Raw genomic sequence first — 17,120 nt, 5'->3', positions numbered from 1 at the left:
GGGTCAGAACTCCAGGGACTCTCGACGCGTGACCCGGCGGGTCAGCACGATGAGCAGGACGATCAGTACGAGCGTCACGACCGTGGCCGCCGCGGAGGCGCCGAACCTGGCCACGCCGGTGGGCTGGAAGGCCTCGGCGTAGGCGTACAGGGACAGCGTCCACGCCTTGGTGGTCGGGGTGGACCCGGCGGCGCCCGCGAAGACGTAGATGAACTCGAAGATCTTGATGGCGCTGATCACCCAGAGGGTGGCGCTCACCGCGACCGCGTCCCACATCATCGGCAGGGTGACGTGGCGGAACTTCTGCCAGGCGTTGGCGCCTTCGAGGTCGGCGGCCTCGTACAGGGTGATCGGGATGCGGTCCACGGCGGCCATCAGGATGGTCGTGTAGAAGCCGGTGTTGATCCAGATCAGGCCGATGCAGATGACGTAGAAGAGGTTGTCGTCGGCGAGCCAGCGCGGCGGGGCGTCCAGGCCCAGCGCGCCCATCACCTTGTTGATCAGGCCGTCCGCCTGGAAGAGGAAGCCCCAGAGGATGGAGATCGCGAGGGCGGACACCGCGTTCGGGAAGAAGATCACCGCGCGGACGAACTTCCGGCCGGCCATCTCGCGCAGCACGGTGGTGAAGAAGAAGCTGAGCAGGAAGGTGCCGAAGCCGACGCCGAAGAGGATCAGCAGGGTGTTGCCGAAGGACGAGGCGAAAACGTCGTCGTACCAGAGGCGCTTGTAGTTGTCGAAGCCCACCCACTCGATGGGGCCAGACCCGGCCCACTTGGAGAAGGAGAGGACGACCGTGAAGAGCGTCGGGGCGACGATGGCGACGGCGTAGAGGAAGAACGCCGGGCCGACGAACGGGACGAAGAGCTTGCGGCGGCCCCGCTGGAGGGGGCTGGTCGGCGCGTCCGACCGCTTGTCGTTCTTCTTCACGGGTACGTCAATGACGGCGCCCGGGGGCGTGACGGCCGGGTCGGGCAGGGCCCGGGACGGCTGGAGGGCCGTCCCGGACTCCCGGACCTCGGCGGAGGCGGTGCTCATCAGCCGTTGGCCTTCCACCAGTTGACGGTGCTCTTCTTGAGTTCGGCGACGTAGTCGGCGGCGCTGATCTGCCCGGAGATCAGCTTCTTGCTGAGCGGCTGGGTGATCTTGGTCTCCCAGTCGGACATGCCTTCAGCGCCGTCCTGGCTGACGTGGATGGCGCCCGCGTCCTGGAGGGCCTTCTGCGGGCCCTGGAGCTCCTTGACCGCGGGGACGTCGGCGCGGACGGTGATGGACTTCTCCTCGGTGGCGAGGCGGTCCATCCACTTCTTGCCGAGGAAGAACTGGATGAACTTCTCGGCGGCGCCGCCGTTCTTGGCCTTCTTCGGGATGCCGTAGCCGTAGAGGCTGGCCTGCTCCGAGTCGTGGCCGCCGGCCGTCTTCGGGAACGGGAAGGAGCCGTACTCGAAGTCCTTGCCCGCGATCTCCCCGGTCTCGGACGGGCCCCAGGTGCCCATGAAGAGGAAGTCGGCCTTGTTCTGCGCCCACTTCTGCTGGATCGCCGGGAACTTGCTCGCGTCCCAGCCGTCGACGAAGTACTTGCCCTTGCCGATCTTCTCGGCGTTCTGGGCGGCCTTGAGGACCTCGGGCTTGTCGAAGCCGGCGCCGGACTTGTCCTCCAGCACCTTCTTCCAGTTGCCGGCGCCCAGTTCGCGGATCATCAGGGTCGAGACCCACTGGTCGACGTAGGCGAGGATGTCGCCGTCGAGGGCGAGCGGGGCCTTGCCGGCCGCCTTGCGCTTGTCGAGGAGGGCGATGAACTCGTCGAAGGTCTTCGGCGGGTTGGCCGCGACGTCCGGAAGCTGCTTCTTGTTGAAGAAGACCTGCCAGGTCTGGACGTTGGTCGGGATCAGGTAGGTCTGCCCGTCCTTGTCCTTGACCAGGTCCTGGTACGCCTTGGGCACGGTCTCGCCGACGGTCTTGGACTCGCCGGTGACCTTCGCGTCGAGCACGCCGGACAGGTCGCGGGCGTTGCCGGTCGCGGCCAGGGTGTCGCGGATCTTGAACTGGCTCTGGTCGACCAGGTCGGCCGCCACGTTGCCGCCCACCAGGGTCGGCTGGAGCTTGTTGAGGACCTCGCGGCCCTGGAAGACCAGCTCGACCTTGATGCCGGTCTCCTTGGTGAAGGCGGCCACCGCGTCCTTGATGACCTTGGCGCGGGGCTCGTCCTCCTTGTACATCGACCAATAGGTGAACTCCTTGGAGTCCTCGCCGCCGCCCGCACTGCTCGCACCGCCGCAGGCGGAGAGGGTCAGGGCCAGGGCTGCGACGGCGACGAGTGCCGTGCTCTTGGTCGTGGTACGAAGTCTCATGTGACACCACCGTTCTCGGGCGCACATTCGTTGGGCGCCGAAGGAGGACGAGCTGGGGAAGGAAGGAATGCCCGGATTCTGTTGCCGCCGCTGCACTAAGGTCAAGGCATTCGTACGAATGAATTTTCCGTTACCGGCTCGATACATACCCTTGAAGGCGCAGTGACCGCCCTGGACGCCCCTGTTGGAGGCCTTATGTCCGTCCGCCAGCCGTCGGTTTTCCGTCGGGAGACCCGATGAGCACCCCGTCGCGTCCCGCAGCGCGCGGGGAGAAGTTCCGCCGACTCGCCGAGGAACTGCGGCGCGGCGTGGCCGAATTGCGCTGGCCGGACGGCCGTCTGCCCACCGAGCAGCAGCTCGCCAAGGAACAGGGCGTCAGCCTGAACACGGTGCGCCGGGCGGTGGACCTGCTGGTCGCCGACGGTCTGGTCTACCGGCGGCAGGGCTCGGGGACGTACATCGCCGACGACGCCGGCGAGAGCGCGGACACGGCGGGCGGGGAGTCCGTGCCGGGTCCCGTGGTGGGCATCTGCGTGCCCTCGATGACGTACTACTACCCCCGGATCATCGCCGCGATCGAAGCCGAGCTGACCCGTGGCGGCGCCCAGATGATGATCCGCAGCACGGGTTACGACGCAGGTCAGGAGCGGTCCGCCATCGACGGCATGCTCGCGGCCGGGGCGACCGGACTGCTGCTGGTGCCCGAGCTGGAGCCGGGCGCGGACCCTATGCTCCAGCACGACGCGATCCAGTCGCTCGGGGTGCCGGTGGTGATGGTGGAGCGGCGCTTCGCGACCTCCGCCGACCACCATGAATTCGTCTGCTCGAATCATTCCGCCGGGGCGTACGTGGCCGTGCGCCACCTGGTCTCTCTCGGCCACCGGAAGATCGGCTACCTCCAGCGGCACAGCCCCTTCACCGCCGACGCGGTCGCCGCCGGGTTCCGCACGGCGCTCGCCGACTCGGGACTCGACCCGGCCGAAGCCCCCTACGCGGGGCGGGCCCGGTGGGACATGCCGGACGCGGACGCCTTCCTGGACGAGCTGATCGCGGCGGGCGCGACCGCGGTGGTCTGCTTCGCGGACCGGGAGGCGGCCCTCCTGGTCTCGGCGGCGAGACGGCGCGGACTCTCCGTACCCGGGGATCTCTCGCTGGTCGGGTACGACGACGAGGTGGCCGAGCTGTCGGAGGTGCCACTGACGGCGGTCTCCCCCGCGAAGGCCGAGGTGGGACGGCTCGCGGCACGCACACTACTGCGCCGGATCGAGGACCCGTCGGCGCCGATCGTGCAGCAGCTGGTGGTGCCGAGGCTGGTGGTGCGGGACTCGACGGGGCCGGTGGGCTGAGCGGACCGGGGCATCTGGAGGCGCCTGGCGGCATCTGACGACACCTGGCGGCCCTCGCACGCACAATTCATTCCCTCCAATGGGTTGTATTCAGGGATTGAATTAGTGAGGGTGGGGGCTCAGCTTCCCGGACCAGCGAGGTAGTCATGCCCCCAGCAGTGCCCCCCACAGGTGCCGTACGGCTCGGAATCGTCGGCGCGGGAGGCGCTGCCCGGCTGCACGCGGAGGCCGCGCTCACGCTGCCCGACGAGGCACGGGTGACCGCGGTCCACGACATCGCCGAGGACCGCGCCCGCTCCCTCGCCGACCTCACCGGCGCCAAGGTCACCACCGGGTACGCGCAGATGCTGGACGAGGGCCTGGTCGACGCGCTGGTGGTGTGCACCCCGCACGCCCTGCACGTGGCACCGGCGCTCGCGGCGGCGCGGGCCGGGATACCGGTACTGCTCGAAAAGCCGATGGCGACGAGCCTGAGCGACTGTGACGCAGTGTCAGAAGCCTTCGCTGCGGCGGGAGTTGCCCTCTTCCTCGGACACATCCAGCACTACCTTCCCCTGACGGCCGCCGCCCAGCAGGCGGTGCGCGCCGGGCTGATCGGCGCACCCGTGTCGGTCGTGGACCGCCGGGCCACCGACTACCGGCCGGGGCACCGGCCCGCCTGGTTCTTCGATCCCGAGCTCGCGGGCGGCGGTGCGGTGATGAACATCGGGGCGCACTGCGTGGACCGGGTCACCTGGATCACCGACGCACGTCCGCTGCGGGTCGATGCGCGCATCGTGCACCGTGACGTGCCGGTGGAGACGGAGGGGTTGCTGCATCTGGAGCTGGAGGGGGGTGTGCGGGCCACGGTGTCGGTGACCGCCGGTGCGCTGTCGGACCTCGACGAGTTCGAAATCACCGGTGAGAAGGGGACGTTGCGGGCCTCCAAGGCCAAGGGGCTCTGGCTGGCGGCCGGTTCGGGCGAGGCGCGGGAGCTGCGGGCGCCGGCCGACATCAACGAGGACGTGGCTGTCGCCTTCCGCGACCAGCTCCACGACTTCACCGCTTCCGTACGCGGGGAACGCCCCCCGGCGGTGGGTGCCCGCACGGGGCGCGACGTGGTCGCGACGGTCCTCGCCGCTTACGCCTCCTCGGCGCTCGGCGAACCTCAGCCGGTCTCCCGCCCCGGCGTCCTGGCCTGAGCCCTGTCCCGCCAGGGGCACGGGGCTGTCTCGACGCGCGGGCACGACCTGCCGTGCCCCTTCAGGGGCGCGGGGAACTGCGCGAGCAACCACGTACTCGTCCGCACGGAACCGCCCACCAGCCGCGCGGCCGAGCGCTTTAGGTGAAGGGGCGGGGCTGGGGCCTCTTCTGCCCAGGCAGCCTGCGGGCTGCGCGCCCGGTGCTGGAAGCGCAGCCCTCGGCCCGCTGGGCCAGGGGGTCCCCAACCCCGCCCCTTCACCTAAACCCGCGGGGCGATTGCACGGCTCCGTGCAGGCGCGTCGTGGCTGAGCGCGCAGTTCCCCGCGCCCCTAAAGGGGCACGGAAAGGGAGCGGCCCGCACGGGAAAGTCGCGCCCACGCGGCGGAGCCGCACATCGGCACAGCCCCGCGCCCCCGAGGGGGTACGCGCAGGGTCAGCCCGCGACCCTCTCCGGCTCGGCGACAGGCTGCGCCGAGTCCGCCTGTGCCGAGGCCTTCTTGGCGCGGCTCTTCAGGACCAGCATGGACCCAAGACCGAAGGCCACCGCCAGCAGCAGCCCCAGCCAGGAGAACCGCTTCAGCCACGCCTCGGCGACGACCCCCACCGAGTAGATGACCGCGGTGGTGCCCCCGGCCCAGACGATCCCGCCCAGCACATTGGCGATCAGGAACTTCCAGTACGGCATCCGCAGGACCCCCGCCAGGGGCCCCGCGAAGATCCTCAGCAGCGCGACGAAGCGGCCGAAGAAGACTGCCCACATGCCCCACTTCTGGAACGACCGCTCCGCCATCACGATCTGCGCCTCCCCGAAGTGCTTGGGGAACTTCCCGCCCATCCAGGCGAGCAGCGGCCTGCCGCCCTTGCGCCCGATCGCGTACCCGATCGAGTCGCCGATGATCGCTCCCGCCGAGGCGCACGCGCCCAGGACGTACGGGTCGATCTCCCCGTGCTGGGACGCGAGCAGGGCCGAACTGACGAGGACGATCTCACCGGGCAGCGGAATGCCGAGGCTCTCCACACCGATGACCACCCCCACCAGGATGTAGATGCTGACCGCGGGCACGGTCTCCAGCCATTCCTGGACGTGCAAAGCCGGTTCCTCCGTCGAACGTGATACGTGATGCGTGGGATTCTGGCGCTCAAGCAACAAGCAACAAGCAAACTGCCCGGCCCGCGCCCCGAGGGCGCACGCCGGGCAGCCTACCCCCCGGGTCAGGCCGTGGCGGCGGCGTCCCAGAGGTCGCACTGGTGGTCGGATCCGACCTTCCCGTCGAGCGTGTTGCCCCCGGCGGACGCGGTCTTCAGGGACAGCACCGTGCCCGGGGTGCGGTTCTCGGCGGGCATGGCGGGCTGCCCGGCGGCCCTGGGCACACCGCCCCGGACGAAGGAGCCCCAGTACTGCACCATCTGGTCGGACAGCCTGCGCTGTTCGGCGTTGAAGGGGCTGGTGAGCCCGAAGTGCTTGAAGAGGTACTGGATCTCGTTGACGTGCATCGCGCCGAAGTCGAAGTCGTCCGGCCGCGGGCTCGACGAGGCGAACGGCGGCGAGGTGCGGTCGGCGAACTCGTACGTGTAGACGGTGTTGTGCGTGGCCATCGCCCGGTCGAGCCGCAGCGCGCTGCACGCGAACATCTGGTCGCCGATGGCCGTGCCGATGGCGATCGTCGGTGAGGAGTACGCGGCAGCCGGGTAGCGGGCGAGCACCTTGTCGCCGAGCGGCCCGAAGAAGGCCTTGACCGCGAGGGGGTACGCCTCGGGGGTCAGCGGCTTGCCCTGCCCGTCGAACATGCCGAAGGCGAACAGCCTGCCCTCGTCCTTGTTCGCGCCGTTCAGCACCGGCACCCGTGCGGCTTTCCCCTCCTTGAAGGCCGCCGTGGGCTGGACGGGCAGGAACGAGCCGCCGACCACCGGACTCCAGGAGAACCCGCTCTGTGCTGCGAGGATCTCCCGGGAGCTCTTGCCGCGCAGACAGGCCACCGCCGTCTTCGCGTTGGTGCAGCCGAGTTTCGCGGCGAAGGCGGTGCCCTGTTCGGCCGCCGTCTTCTTCGTACGGGCCGCGCAGTCGTTGTACGCGCCGGACTCGATGATCCCGGCGCGGAACAGTCCGCGTGCGGTGGGCGAGGCCAGTTGCGTACAGACGGACAGCCCGCCGGCCGATTCGCCCGCGATGGTGACGGCGGCCGGGTCGCCGCCGAAGCCGCCGATGTTGGCGCGCACCCAGCGCAGGGCCGCCTGCTGGTCCTGCATGCCGAAGTTGCCGGACGTGCCGTCCTTGGCCTCGGCGTCGAGTCCGGGCGCGGAGAGGAAGCCCATCGCGCCGAGGCGGTAGTTGACGGCGACGACGACCGTGCCGGTCCTGCGCGCGAACTCGTCCGGCACGACGTCCTGCCCCGCACCGGCCGTCAGCCCGCCGCCGTGGAACCAGACCATGACCGGCAGGCCCTTGCCGTGCTGCGAAGCGGCCTGCTTCGGCGCGTACACGTTGAGCGCCAGACAGTCCTCGGTGTACGAGGGGTTCTCGTACCCGGGGTCCCAACTCGCTGTCTGCACGCACTTGTTGGCGAAGCGGGTGGCCTCGCGCACGCCCTGCCACTTCGGGGCCGCCTGCGGCGCCTTCCAGCGCAGCGCGCCGACCGGCTGGGCCGCGTAGGGAACTCCGAGGAACTGCTGCCCCTCGCGGGTGGTCTCGCCCCGGACGGCGCCGGAAGCGGTCCGTGCGACCGGACCTTCCGCGTGGGGCGCGGCCTGTGCGGACGACGGCAGGAGTGCGGCGGCCGAGGCGACGAGGGCGGCAAGTCCCAGCCCGGCGCAGTGTGTTCGAAGTCTCTTGGGGCCCGGTGTTGCATCCGTCATGGCCGCTCCCTCTTCGTTGAGGTCATGGGGCATGTACACGTGCCAACTATCGTGCGACGTTCGCTCCTTGAAGGCGGAACACGCCGGAGCTTGCGACTTGTCCGTGAAAGTTAGATCCGGCCCCGGGAGGAGTCAATAAGTTGAACAAGAAACAGATGCATCACGCACGAAAGGGCGGTGCCCCGCCTCCGCCGAGGTGGGGCACCGCCCTGCCGAAAAAGCCTGCCGCGCCTACTTGTTGGGCTGATTGGGCCGCAGCGTCCAGACGACCGTCATCTCGCCGGTGACCGCGCCGTCCTCCCGGGTGATCGCGATCTCGACCGGGAACTCCGGGCGCTCGCCCGCGTCCAGCTCGGCGACCACGTCGGCGATCGGGCGGCCGAGGGTGGCGGTCGCGGTGACGACGCCCATGGCGAGCTTCTTGTAGCCGATCTCGGCCTTGACGGCCAGCGGCACCGCGCGCGTCAGCTGGTCGCCGAAGGCGGCGATCACGATCGCGCCGCTCGCCGACTCGGCGAGGGTGAACATGGCTCCGGCGTGCGGCCCGCCGACGTGGTTGTGGTAGTCGGCCTGGTCCGGCAGGCGGACGACGGCCCGCTCGGGGGTGGTCTCCAGGAACTCCAGACCCAGCGTGCGGGCCATCGGAACCGTGGCGGCGAGCATCTCGCCGACGGACATCTGATCTGCGCTCATGGCCGTGATGTTACCCACCGGTAGTCATGCTTGGCCATCCCCCTCGACGCCCTTCCCGGGCGAAGCCTTCACCGTCCCTCCAGAGGCGACTGTGGCCCCTGTGCTCCCACCCCTCTATGGTTACTGGCCATGTGGCCAGGACAGCAGCCGCCCGGGGGCGAGCAGAACCCGCAGGACCAGAACCAGAACCCGTACCAGCAGCCGGGGTACCAGTCGACGCCTCCGCCCGGGGGGCCGCCGATGCCGCCCCCTCCGCCGGGGCAGCCGCCGACGCAGCCGCCCGGCGGCTACCAGCAGCCGGGCTACCAGCAGCCTCCGACCCAGCCCGGGTACGGCTATCCCTCCGCGCCGACTCCCCCGCCGGGTGGTTTCGGTCACCAGGAGCCGTACACGGTGCCGATGCAGGCGGGTCCGCCCGGACCCGGCGGCGGCCCGGGCAACGACCGCAAGAAGACGATCATCACCGCGTCGATCGCGGGTGTGGTGGTCGTCGCGGCCCTCGCCGTGACCGGCATCTTCGTCCTGGGCGGCGACAAGGACGAGGAGAAGCCGCCGCCGGTGGCCGCTCCGAAGACGACCCAGCCCGCCGCCGGCGGGGACTCCGCGCCCGCCACCACCGACCCGAACACTCCCGCGCCGGGCGCGGGCGGCAGCACGGGCAACCCGCGCGCGGGCATCGACGCCAAGCCGACCGTCCCCGGCTGGAAGGTCGTCATCAACCCCAAGCACGGCGCGATCTTCGACGTGCCGCCGGAGTGGGACGTCCAGTCGACCGACACGTTGATCGGCTTCGAGGACGCCAAGAACCCGACCGGTCCCGCGGTCGCCATCATGTCCGCGCCCGCCACGCTCAAGGAGCAGTGGTGCATGACCGACGAGGACGGCGACGGCGACCAGGACAAGACCGCCCTCTCCCACGTGGGCACCACCGGCACCATCAAGGGCGCGAAGAACACCGCCGAGGTCGCCCAGGGCCAGGCGGGCAACTGGGTCTTCGGCGGCTACGACCAGAAGCGCACCGGCAAGATCAACGTGACGAAGGGCAAGCCCTTCACGACCACGGCCGGCGTGGAGGGCAGCATCTCCATCGGCACGGCGGTCGGCGTGAAGAAGCCCAACAAGTGCACGACGGACGGCAAGTCCCTCGCCTTCGGCTTCAAGAACGCCAAGGGCGACTTCCGGACCTTCGTCTTCCACAGCGCGAAGGGCGTCAAGGACGAGGTCCCGGACGCGACCGTCATGAAGATCCTGGGCACACTGCGCCTGGTGCCGTGACCCACCGCCCGCCCCGGCCCTGCTGAACGGGCGCCCGGCACCGCGAGGTGCCGGGCGCCCGTCCGTGTTCTCCGGTACGTTCCCGGGCTCAGCCGATGCCGAAGGCGCCGCCCGGCGGCTCGGGCGAGTCCGTCGCCCCGGCGTCCGGCACGGGAGCCGCGCCCCCGACGAAGCGGACCAGGGCCGCCCCGTGCTCGACCCGGGCGGGGAAGGCGTCGGAGGCGGTGCGCCGGGCCAGGGCCGCGGTGTCCAGGGGCTTCTGCGAGGCGACCAGCACCGCGTTGCCGAACCGCCGCCCGCGCAGCACCGCGGGCTCGGCGATCAGGGCAAGCTCGGCGAACTCCCCGCGAAACGTGGCGAGTTGGGAACGCAGAAAATCAAACGGGGCACCGTCCGCGAGGTTGGCCACGTACACGCCGTCCGCCCGCAGCACTCGGGCCGCCTCCCGTGCGTACCCGACCGAGGTGAAGGCGGCGGGCACCCGCGAGCCCCCGAAGACGTCCGCGATCAGCACATCGGCGCTGGAATCCCCGGCCCGCTCCAGCCACGCCCGCCCGTCCGCCCCGTGCACGGTGATCCCGGCGCCCCCGTCCGGCAGCGGCAAGTGCTCGGCGACCAGCCCGAGCAGCCCCCGGTCGGCCTCGACGACGTCCTGCCGTGAACCGGGCCGGGTGGCGGCGACGTACCGGGGCAGCGAAAGGCCGCCCCCGCCGAGGTGCAGGACGTCCAGCGGCTCCCCCGGCTCGGCCACCCCGTCCACGACGTACGCGAGCCGTCGCGCGTACTCGAACTCCAGGTGCTCGGGCTCGTCCAGGTCGACGTACGACTGAGGCGCCCCGTCGACGGTGAGCAGCCAGGCCCGGGGGCGGTCGACGTCGGGCATCAGCCGGGCGACTCCACCGTCGACGTCTCGCACAACGGGCACGGATTCATTCATCCGCACATTCTCCCCCGGACGCCGGAGGTCCGCGTCCGTGCCCCATGGGAAAGTGTCACTGTGAGCAATGATGTGCCGAACGATTCCGCCCTTGCGCCGTGGCAGCAAGGCGCCCACCGGAACGCCGCCGAACTCGCGGACATGCTCGGTGTTTCACCGGACCACTACGCGGCGGATCCTCTGGCCCTGCTCCCCGCTCTCCACCACTACGTTTCCCGGCTCCCCCTGGGAGAGTTCGAGCAATCCGACTGGATCACGCTCCACACCGATCTGACGTCATATCTGGGCGATGTGCTCGTACGCCGTCATGGAGCGAGGTGGGTCCGGGTCGACGACTCCTCCTCCCCGGCGGGCCATCGGTTCTTCACGGAGGCGACAGGTGCCGACGGCGAGGTGCACCGGGTCGAGCCGTACGACGTGGTGATGGAGGAGTTCGAGAACCTGCCGATCGAGATCTCCCGGATGATCGCCAACGCGGAGGCCGTACTGCGAGTCGGCCCGCCCGGACCTCGGTCCTGACCTGGCACCGTGCCCCCCTGCAACTGCCCGGCCCCGCCGGGAAAATCGTTCGCTCCCCGCGGCCCGATCGGCAATGATCTGGCTCATGTTCCGGTACGCCTTCCTCGCAGCGCCGTCCGCAGTCGCGGACGCGCCGAAGGCTGCCGTCAACGCACACTTCGCAGACTTCGCTGACTTCACGGACTTCGCGGCAGAGGCCGCAGTCCCCGCAGCATTCCCCGCAGCAGTCGTCACTGCTGCCGCAGCGCCCGTCGACGGCGCCCGAAGCTGACCCTTCCCGGAGAGCGTCCGGCGGACCCCGTACGGGGAGGGTCGGCAGGCCCAGGGGGTCCCACCACGCTTCGCGTCACCACGCGTCACTCCGCAGAGGAAACATCTGTCATGCCCAAGACGGCATACGTCCGCACCAAGCCCCACCTCAACATCGGCACCATGGGCCACGTCGACCACGGCAAGACCACGCTCACCGCCGCCATCACCAAGGTCCTCTCCGAGCGCGGAGGCGGCACCTTCGTCCCCTTCGACCGCATCGACCGCGCCCCCGAGGAGGCGCTGCGCGGCATCACCATCAACATCAGTCACGTCGAGTACGAGACCGACACCCGCCACTACGCCCATGTCGACATGCCCGGCCACGCCGACTACGTCAAGAACATGGTCACCGGGGCCGCCCAACTGGACGGCGCGATCCTGGTGGTGTCCGCGCTCGACGGCATCATGCCGCAGACCGCCGAGCACGTCCTGCTCGCCCGGCAGGTCGGCGTCAACCACATCGTCGTCGCCCTCAACAAGGCCGACGCCGGTGACGACGAGCTCACCGACCTCGTCGAGCTGGAGGTCCGCGAACTGCTCACCGCGCACGGCTACGGCGGCGACGCCGCCCCGGTCGTCCGCGTCTCCGGCCTCAAGGCCCTTGCGGGCGACCCCCGTTGGGAGGCGTCCGTCGAGGCGCTGCTGGACGCGGTCGACACGTACGTACCCATGCCCGAGAGGTACGTCGACGCGCCCTTCCTCCTCCCGGTGGAGAACGTCCTCACCATCACCGGGCGCGGCACCGTCGTGACCGGTGCCGTGGAGCGCGGCACCGTCAGGGTGGGCGACCGCGTGGAGGTGCTGGGCGCGGACACCGAGACGGTGGTGACCGGTCTGGAGACCTTCGGCAAGCCGATGGACTCCGCGCAGGCCGGCGACAACGTGGCGCTGCTGCTGCGCGGGGTGCCCCGGGACGGGGTGCGCCGCGGACACGTGGTGGCCGCGCCGGGCAGCGTCACGCCCGCGCGCCGCTTCGTCGCCCAGGTGCACGTGCTGTCGGCGAAGGACGGCGGCCGCTCGACGCCGCTGACCTCCGGCTACCGGCCGCAGTTCTATCTGCGTACGGCGGACGTGGTCGGCGACGTGGACCTGGGCGAGGCCGCCGTCGCCCGGCCCGGCGAGACCGTCACCATGACGGTCGAGCTCGGCCGCGACGTCCCCCTGGAGGCGGGCCTCGGCTTCGCGGTCCGTGAGGGCGGGCGCACGGTCGGCGCGGGCACGGTGAGCGAGGTGCTCGGCTAGTCCGGGCAGCAGGGCAGGGCCGCACGGTCGACCGTGCGGCCCTGTTTCGCCACGTCAGAGGTGCTTCAGGGCCTCGCGCACCGAGAGCGGGGAGAGCGTGTCGCGGTGGGCCTCGACGAAGGTGCGGACGGCCGCCGGGTCGGTCTTCGCGTACTCGCGCAGGCACCAGCCGATGGCCTTGCGGACGAAGAAGTCGGGGTGGGAGGCCTGGCGCTCGCAGTAGGCGAAGAGGCGGTCGGTGTCGGTGGCGGTCTTGTGGCGCAGCTGGTGGAGGAGGGCGGTGCGGGCGACCCACAGGTCGTCGTCGCCGATCCAGTCGTCCATGGCGCGCTTGAGCTTGGGGTCGGCGGCGACCAGTGCGCCGACGACGTGCGCGGCGAGCAGGTCGACGGTGTCCCACCACGGGACGGTGGTGATCAGGTGCCGGGCCGTCGGAAGGAAACCGGAGGACAGGCGTCCGGCGTGCTTGCGCAGGTAGTCGACCGCGAAGTAGTGGTACTCGCGCTCCGGGAGCGCCCAGCAGCGCAGGGCGAGAGCCGTGCAGTCGGCCTCGTCGGGTCGCGGAATCCCGGCGAGGACGGTGCGGGACAGGGCACGGCGCTCGGGGGTGGGGATCCCGAGGAAGGGGGCGACGTTCTTCATGTACGCAGCCGCTTTCTCGGCCCGGATCGGGTCGGCCGCGGCGGGGTACTCGGTGGTGAGCCGCGCCAGGACGGTGTCCGCGAGTGTGCTGGAGGGGCCGCCGTCAGCCATACGGGTCAATCCGGTCATGCGGTGCACATTACGGCGATCACACACGCATGTCAGTTACTCTCCCGGGATGTTCGACCACGCCACTGGGGCCACGCCCCGCACGGACGCACCGCTCACGGACCACCCGTGCACGGGCCGCTCCGACGCGGCCGGACCCCGCGCGGGCAGACCGGACGGGGCTCGCGCCGACGCTCCGCGGGTCGTGCGCTTCGCCAGGGTGCTGCTGTCGCCCTGGGCGCGCCTCGCGCTGCTGCTGGTCGTGCTCGCCTCGGCGGCCACCGCCGTGCTGCTGTACGAGCCGCAGAAGATGCTGGCCGACGGCTGGCCGCCGCAGTTGGGCGGGGCCATGGCCGCCGTGCTCTTCGGGGTGGCGTACGGGCTCTGCACGGTCGCCTTCGTACCGCGTCCGATCCTCAACCTGGCGGCGGGCGCCCTCTTCGGCACCGCCCTCGGGCTCACCACGTCCATCGGCGGCACCGTCCTCGGCGCGGGCATCTCCTTCGCGCTGGGCCGCTACCTGGGCCAGGACGCGCTGCGGCCCATGCTGCGCGGGCGGGTGCTGCTGGCGGCGGACGGGGTGCTCAGCAGGCACGGTTTCCGGTCGATGCTGGCGATCCGGCTCTTCCCCGGGGTGCCGTTCGCCGCGGCGAACTACTGCGCCGCCGTGTCGCGGATGCGGTACCTGTCCTTCCTGACGGCCACCGGGCTCGGCTCGATCCCCAACACCCTGGCGTACGTCATAGCCGGCAGCGAGGCCTCCTCGCCGACCTCGCCGGCGTTCGTGATCTCGACGGCGTTCATCGTGGTGACGAGCATCGCGGGGGTCGTGGTGGCGTGGTGCAAACGGCACTCGATCGGCCGATCGGCGGGGCCGACCTCACCGGTCGCCGCATCGGAAGCGAAGACGGAAGAGACGTCAGAGACGGAAGAGGCCGCGAAGACCCCCGCCCTCCCCCTCTCGAACAAGTGAATTCCGGGCGATGACACCGAGCCACGCCCGACGCCCGCTGATCACCCTCCCGCCACCTTCCACGGGTACGCTGCGCACCACTTCACCCCACCCACCGCGCTGCGGCACACCGCCCTGCGCTCTCTCGGGACGGCGCGACCCCTCATGAGCTGGTTCGAATCCTTCATCCTCGGTCTGGTCCAGGGCCTGACCGAGTTCCTGCCGGTCTCCTCCAGCGCCCATCTGCGGCTCACGGCGGCCTTTGCGGGCTGGCACGATCCGGGGGCCGCCTTCACGGCGATCACTCAGATCGGCACCGAGACCGCGGTCCTGATCTACTTCCGCAAGGACATCGCGACGATCCTGGGCGCGTGGTTCCGCTCGCTGCGGGACAAGTCGATGCGGAGCGACCACGACGCGCAGCTGGGCTGGCTGGTGATCGTGGGCTCGATCCCGATCGGGGTGCTCGGGGTGACGCTGAAGGACCAGATCGAGGGCCCCTTCCGGGACCTGCGGCTGATCGCCACCACGCTGATCGTGATGGGCGTCGTACTCGGCGTCGCGGACCGGCTGGCGGCGCGCGCGGAACGGGACACGGGGCGGCACACCGCCGGGAACCACCGCAAGACGCTGAAGGACCTCGGGGTCAAGGACGGCCTGATCTACGGCTTCTGCCAGGCACTGGCCCTGATCCCGGGCGTGTCCCGCTCGGGGGCGACGATCAGCGGCGGCCTGCTGATGGGGTACACGCGGGAGTCGGCGGCACGGTACTCGTTCCTGCTGGCGATTCCGGCGGTGCTGGCGTCGGGGGTGTACGAGCTGAAGGACGTGGGCGAGGGGCATGTGTCGTGGGGCCCGACGGTCTTCGCGACGCTGATCGCGTTCGGGGTCGGATATGCGGTTATCGCATGGTTCATGAAGTTCATCACGACGAAGAGCTTCATGCCGTTCGTGTACTACCGGATCGCCCTCGGGGTGCTGCTGTTCGTGCTGGTGGGCACGGACGTGCTGAGCCCGCACGCGGGGGAATCGGCCGGGTAGTCCCCAGCACTGGCCAGAGACCGCCCCGGTCACTTCGGTGAGGACACCGCCGCCGACGCGTCCACGATCCCCAGGCCGAGCTTCGGGAGCTTCTGAGGGTTGCGGGCCGTGGAGCGGATCGCGGTCATGATCTGGTCCGGGGTGCGCCCCTGATGGTGCAGGAGGGCCGCCACGGCGGAGACGTAGGGCGCAGCCATCGACGTCCCGTCCAGCGTCCCGTACCCGGACGTGTTCTTCTTCGTCTCCTGCGTCTCGTACGTGGGGAGAGTCGAGAGGATCTTGACGCCCGGCGCGCTCACTGCGTCCTGCGCCCCGAAGTTCGAGAAGTCGGCCGGCTTGTCCGCCGGGCCGCTCGCGCCGACGACCAGGACCGGCGTCTGCGGCTTGTACGGCTGGAGGACGGTGCCGTCGTTCCCGGCCGCCGCGACCACCACCGCCCCCTTCTTGTGGGCCGCCGCGATGGCCGGATTCAGCACGCCCCCCTTGAGGAGCCGCGCCATCAGACCCGATTCGCCGAGGGAGAGGTTGATGACGTCCGCCCCGTGGTCGGCGGCCCAGAGGATGCCCTTGGTGATGTTGGCGTTGGTGCCCGAGCCGTCCGCGCCCAGCACCCGTACCGGCATGATCTTCGCGCCCGGGGCGCCGCCCGCGATGCCGATGCCGTTGTCGGTCGCGGCGGCGGCGATGCCGGAGACATGGGTGCCGTGGCCGTTCTCGTCGGTGGGGTCGTCGTCGTTGTCGACGAAGTCGTGCCCGTCGACGAAGCGGCCCTTGAGGTCCGGGTGCTTCAGGTCCGCGCCCGTGTCGACCACCGCGATGACCGTGTCGTCGCCCTTGGTGGTCTTCCACGCGTCGAGCAGCTTGATGTCGTCCAGCGCCCACTGCTTCCCGCGCATCGGGTCGGGGGTCGCCTCGTCTCCCCCGCAGCCGGTGACCAGCGCCGCCGAGGCGACGGCGGTGGCGAGCAGGACGGAGATGGTGCGCCGCAGACCCATGGACATGCCTTCCGAAGTGACGAACAAGCGGCGGGTGGCCGATTCATTACGGAATATGCAGTTCTGCCCGATCGTAAGAGCGGCATCTTTCCGCCGCACGGCGAGCACTCGTGCCCCACGGGCCCTTGGCGGCGCGCCCGTGCTGCCCGAGACTGAGCCGATGACCCAGCGTGTGGAGCTCGCGACCGTTATGGACCGGCTGGCCATCGACGCGGTGATCACCGGTTACGCCGTGGCCGTGGACGACGCCGACTGGACGGCGTACCAGGCCCTGTTCACCCCCGACGGGCGCGCCGACTACCGCTCGGCCGGCGGCATCGAGGGCCCGGCCGTCGAGGTCGCCGGGTGGCTGGCGGAGATGCTGAGGCTCTTCCCCGTACGCCAGCACCTCATCGTCAACCGGCTGCTGCGGCTGGAGGACCTCAACGGGTACACGGGTGACCGGGCGGACCTCCAGGCCGACTACCTCAACCCGATGCGCCTGGAGCAGTCGGGCCTGCTCGACGGCACCTCGGCCCCGAACTTCGTCACCGGCGGCCGCTACTCCTTCGAACTGCTGCGCTCCGAGGAGGGCTCCTGGCGGGTGCGCCGGGTGACCGTGCACGAGAAGTGGCGGCGCACGGGCCCGCACGCCATCTGAAGCCCACCGTCCCGCCCACCGTCCCGCCCGCCCGC

At 70.5% G+C, this 17,120-nt stretch carries 17 protein-coding genes; 9 read left to right on the top strand and 8 right to left on the bottom strand.

What is annotated here, in order from left to right:
• Positions 1–3: 3 nt before the first annotated feature.
• Together IE269_RS29495 and IE269_RS29490 are read right to left on the bottom strand one after the other, a co-directional pair.
• Complete coding sequence (locus IE269_RS29495) at positions 4–1,035, bottom strand: carbohydrate ABC transporter permease (protein ID WP_189826252.1); 1,032 nt, start codon at positions 1,033–1,035, stop codon at positions 4–6.
• Complete coding sequence (locus tag IE269_RS29490) at positions 1,035–2,348, bottom strand: ABC transporter substrate-binding protein (protein ID WP_189826251.1); 1,314 nt, start codon at positions 2,346–2,348, stop codon at positions 1,035–1,037. Before IE269_RS29490 ends, IE269_RS29495 begins: the two co-directional genes overlap by 1 nt.
• Positions 2,349–2,584: 236 nt before the next feature.
• Between IE269_RS29490 and IE269_RS29485 the strand changes: the two genes are divergently transcribed.
• Positions 2,585–3,694 (top strand): substrate-binding domain-containing protein, encoded by a 1,110-nt coding sequence (locus tag IE269_RS29485; protein ID WP_189826250.1) that lies wholly within the window; start codon positions 2,585–2,587, stop codon positions 3,692–3,694.
• Positions 3,695–3,852: 158 nt separating this feature from the next.
• Positions 3,853–4,875, top strand: a complete 1,023-nt coding sequence (locus IE269_RS29480) for a Gfo/Idh/MocA family protein (protein ID WP_189826249.1) — start codon at positions 3,853–3,855, stop codon at positions 4,873–4,875.
• Between the two features lie 434 nt (positions 4,876–5,309).
• Here the strand turns inward: IE269_RS29480 and IE269_RS29475 are convergent, their stop codons facing one another.
• The 3 genes from IE269_RS29475 to IE269_RS29465 form a co-directional block, all read right to left on the bottom strand.
• On the bottom strand, positions 5,310–5,966 hold the full coding sequence (locus tag IE269_RS29475) for a DedA family protein (RefSeq protein ID WP_189826248.1): 657 nt from the start codon (positions 5,964–5,966) through the stop codon (positions 5,310–5,312).
• Between the two features lie 122 nt (positions 5,967–6,088).
• Positions 6,089–7,729: a carboxylesterase/lipase family protein gene (locus tag IE269_RS29470; protein WP_189826247.1), complete on the bottom strand. Its 1,641-nt coding sequence runs from the start codon at positions 7,727–7,729 to the stop codon at positions 6,089–6,091.
• A 231-nt stretch (positions 7,730–7,960) separates the two neighbouring features.
• The gene (locus IE269_RS29465; protein WP_189826394.1) at positions 7,961–8,407 is read right to left on the bottom strand and encodes a DUF4442 domain-containing protein; all 447 of its coding nucleotides are present in this window, start codon (positions 8,405–8,407) and stop codon (positions 7,961–7,963) included.
• A 144-nt stretch (positions 8,408–8,551) separates the two neighbouring features.
• Between IE269_RS29465 and IE269_RS29460 the strand changes: the two genes are divergently transcribed.
• Entirely contained in the window at positions 8,552–9,697 is a 1,146-nt protein-coding gene (locus IE269_RS29460; RefSeq protein WP_189826246.1) for a DUF8017 domain-containing protein, read from the top strand.
• Between the two features lie 88 nt (positions 9,698–9,785).
• Here the strand turns inward: IE269_RS29460 and IE269_RS29455 are convergent, their stop codons facing one another.
• Positions 9,786–10,634, bottom strand: a complete 849-nt coding sequence (locus IE269_RS29455; protein ID WP_189826245.1) for a spermidine synthase — start codon at positions 10,632–10,634, stop codon at positions 9,786–9,788.
• A gap of 60 nt (positions 10,635–10,694) precedes the next feature.
• On the opposite strand from IE269_RS29455, the gene IE269_RS29450 reads away from it, so the two are divergent.
• The 3 genes from IE269_RS29450 (at position 10,695) to tuf (ending at position 12,707) form a co-directional block, all read left to right on the top strand.
• Positions 10,695–11,153: a hypothetical protein gene (locus IE269_RS29450; RefSeq protein WP_229898352.1), complete on the top strand. Its 459-nt coding sequence runs from the start codon at positions 10,695–10,697 to the stop codon at positions 11,151–11,153.
• A gap of 85 nt (positions 11,154–11,238) precedes the next feature.
• Positions 11,239–11,424 carry a hypothetical protein gene (locus tag IE269_RS29445; RefSeq protein WP_229898351.1) on the top strand — a complete coding sequence of 62 codons (186 nt, stop codon included), beginning with the start codon at positions 11,239–11,241 and terminating at the stop codon, positions 11,422–11,424.
• 110 nt (positions 11,425–11,534) lie between these two features.
• Positions 11,535–12,707 carry an elongation factor Tu gene (tuf, locus tag IE269_RS29440; protein ID WP_189826243.1) on the top strand — a complete coding sequence of 391 codons (1,173 nt, stop codon included), beginning with the start codon at positions 11,535–11,537 and terminating at the stop codon, positions 12,705–12,707.
• 54 nt (positions 12,708–12,761) lie between these two features.
• Here tuf and IE269_RS29435 read toward each other — a convergent pair whose 3' ends face one another.
• Positions 12,762–13,478: a DNA alkylation repair protein gene (locus IE269_RS29435; protein WP_189826242.1), complete on the bottom strand. Its 717-nt coding sequence runs from the start codon at positions 13,476–13,478 to the stop codon at positions 12,762–12,764.
• 49 nt (positions 13,479–13,527) lie between these two features.
• Between IE269_RS29435 and IE269_RS29430 the strand changes: the two genes are divergently transcribed.
• Entirely contained in the window at positions 13,528–14,430 is a 903-nt protein-coding gene (locus tag IE269_RS29430) for a TVP38/TMEM64 family protein (RefSeq protein WP_189826241.1), read from the top strand.
• Positions 14,431–14,574: 144 nt separating this feature from the next.
• A complete protein-coding gene (locus IE269_RS29425; protein ID WP_189826240.1) occupies positions 14,575–15,450 on the top strand; it encodes an undecaprenyl-diphosphate phosphatase in 876 nt (291 codons plus the stop codon).
• Positions 15,451–15,479: 29 nt separating this feature from the next.
• On the opposite strand, the gene IE269_RS29420 is transcribed toward IE269_RS29425, so the two are convergent.
• The gene (locus IE269_RS29420; protein WP_229898350.1) at positions 15,480–16,451 is read right to left on the bottom strand and encodes a S8 family peptidase; all 972 of its coding nucleotides are present in this window, start codon (positions 16,449–16,451) and stop codon (positions 15,480–15,482) included.
• A gap of 154 nt (positions 16,452–16,605) precedes the next feature.
• Between IE269_RS29420 and IE269_RS29415 the strand changes: the two genes are divergently transcribed.
• Entirely contained in the window at positions 16,606–17,085 is a 480-nt protein-coding gene (locus tag IE269_RS29415; protein ID WP_189826239.1) for a nuclear transport factor 2 family protein, read from the top strand.
• Positions 17,086–17,120 lie beyond the last annotated feature (35 nt).

Origin of the sequence: Streptomyces spiroverticillatus, from assembly GCA_014650415.1 — a bacterium.
Taxonomy (GTDB): domain Bacteria; phylum Actinomycetota; class Actinomycetes; order Streptomycetales; family Streptomycetaceae; genus Streptomyces; species Streptomyces spiroverticillatus.
The sequence above is the reverse complement of the archived record's forward strand: the minus strand, read 5'-3'. Positions and strand labels throughout refer to the sequence as shown.

Bases quoted from the DNA above. Each gene is read 5' to 3' on its own strand.
- IE269_RS29435 (WP_189826242.1), bottom strand. From the start codon at position 13,478: ATGACCGGATTGACCCGTATGGCTGACGGCGGCCCCTCCAGCACACTC.
- IE269_RS29495 (WP_189826252.1), bottom strand. From the start codon at position 1,035: ATGAGCACCGCCTCCGCCGAGGTCCGGGAGTCCGGGACGGCCCTCCAG.
- IE269_RS29420 (WP_229898350.1), bottom strand. From the start codon at position 16,451: ATGTCCATGGGTCTGCGGCGCACCATCTCCGTCCTGCTCGCCACCGCC.
- IE269_RS29460 (WP_189826246.1), top strand. From the start codon at position 8,552: ATGTGGCCAGGACAGCAGCCGCCCGGGGGCGAGCAGAACCCGCAGGAC.
- IE269_RS29455 (WP_189826245.1), bottom strand. From the start codon at position 10,634: ATGAATGAATCCGTGCCCGTTGTGCGAGACGTCGACGGTGGAGTCGCC.
- IE269_RS29425 (WP_189826240.1), top strand. From the start codon at position 14,575: ATGAGCTGGTTCGAATCCTTCATCCTCGGTCTGGTCCAGGGCCTGACC.
- IE269_RS29485 (WP_189826250.1), top strand. From the start codon at position 2,585: ATGAGCACCCCGTCGCGTCCCGCAGCGCGCGGGGAGAAGTTCCGCCGA.
- IE269_RS29445 (WP_229898351.1), top strand. From the start codon at position 11,239: ATGTTCCGGTACGCCTTCCTCGCAGCGCCGTCCGCAGTCGCGGACGCG.
- tuf (WP_189826243.1), top strand. From the start codon at position 11,535: ATGCCCAAGACGGCATACGTCCGCACCAAGCCCCACCTCAACATCGGC.
- IE269_RS29465 (WP_189826394.1), bottom strand. From the start codon at position 8,407: ATGTCCGTCGGCGAGATGCTCGCCGCCACGGTTCCGATGGCCCGCACG.
- IE269_RS29415 (WP_189826239.1), top strand. From the start codon at position 16,606: ATGACCCAGCGTGTGGAGCTCGCGACCGTTATGGACCGGCTGGCCATC.
- IE269_RS29490 (WP_189826251.1), bottom strand. From the start codon at position 2,348: ATGAGACTTCGTACCACGACCAAGAGCACGGCACTCGTCGCCGTCGCA.
- IE269_RS29470 (WP_189826247.1), bottom strand. From the start codon at position 7,729: ATGACGGATGCAACACCGGGCCCCAAGAGACTTCGAACACACTGCGCC.
- IE269_RS29430 (WP_189826241.1), top strand. From the start codon at position 13,528: ATGTTCGACCACGCCACTGGGGCCACGCCCCGCACGGACGCACCGCTC.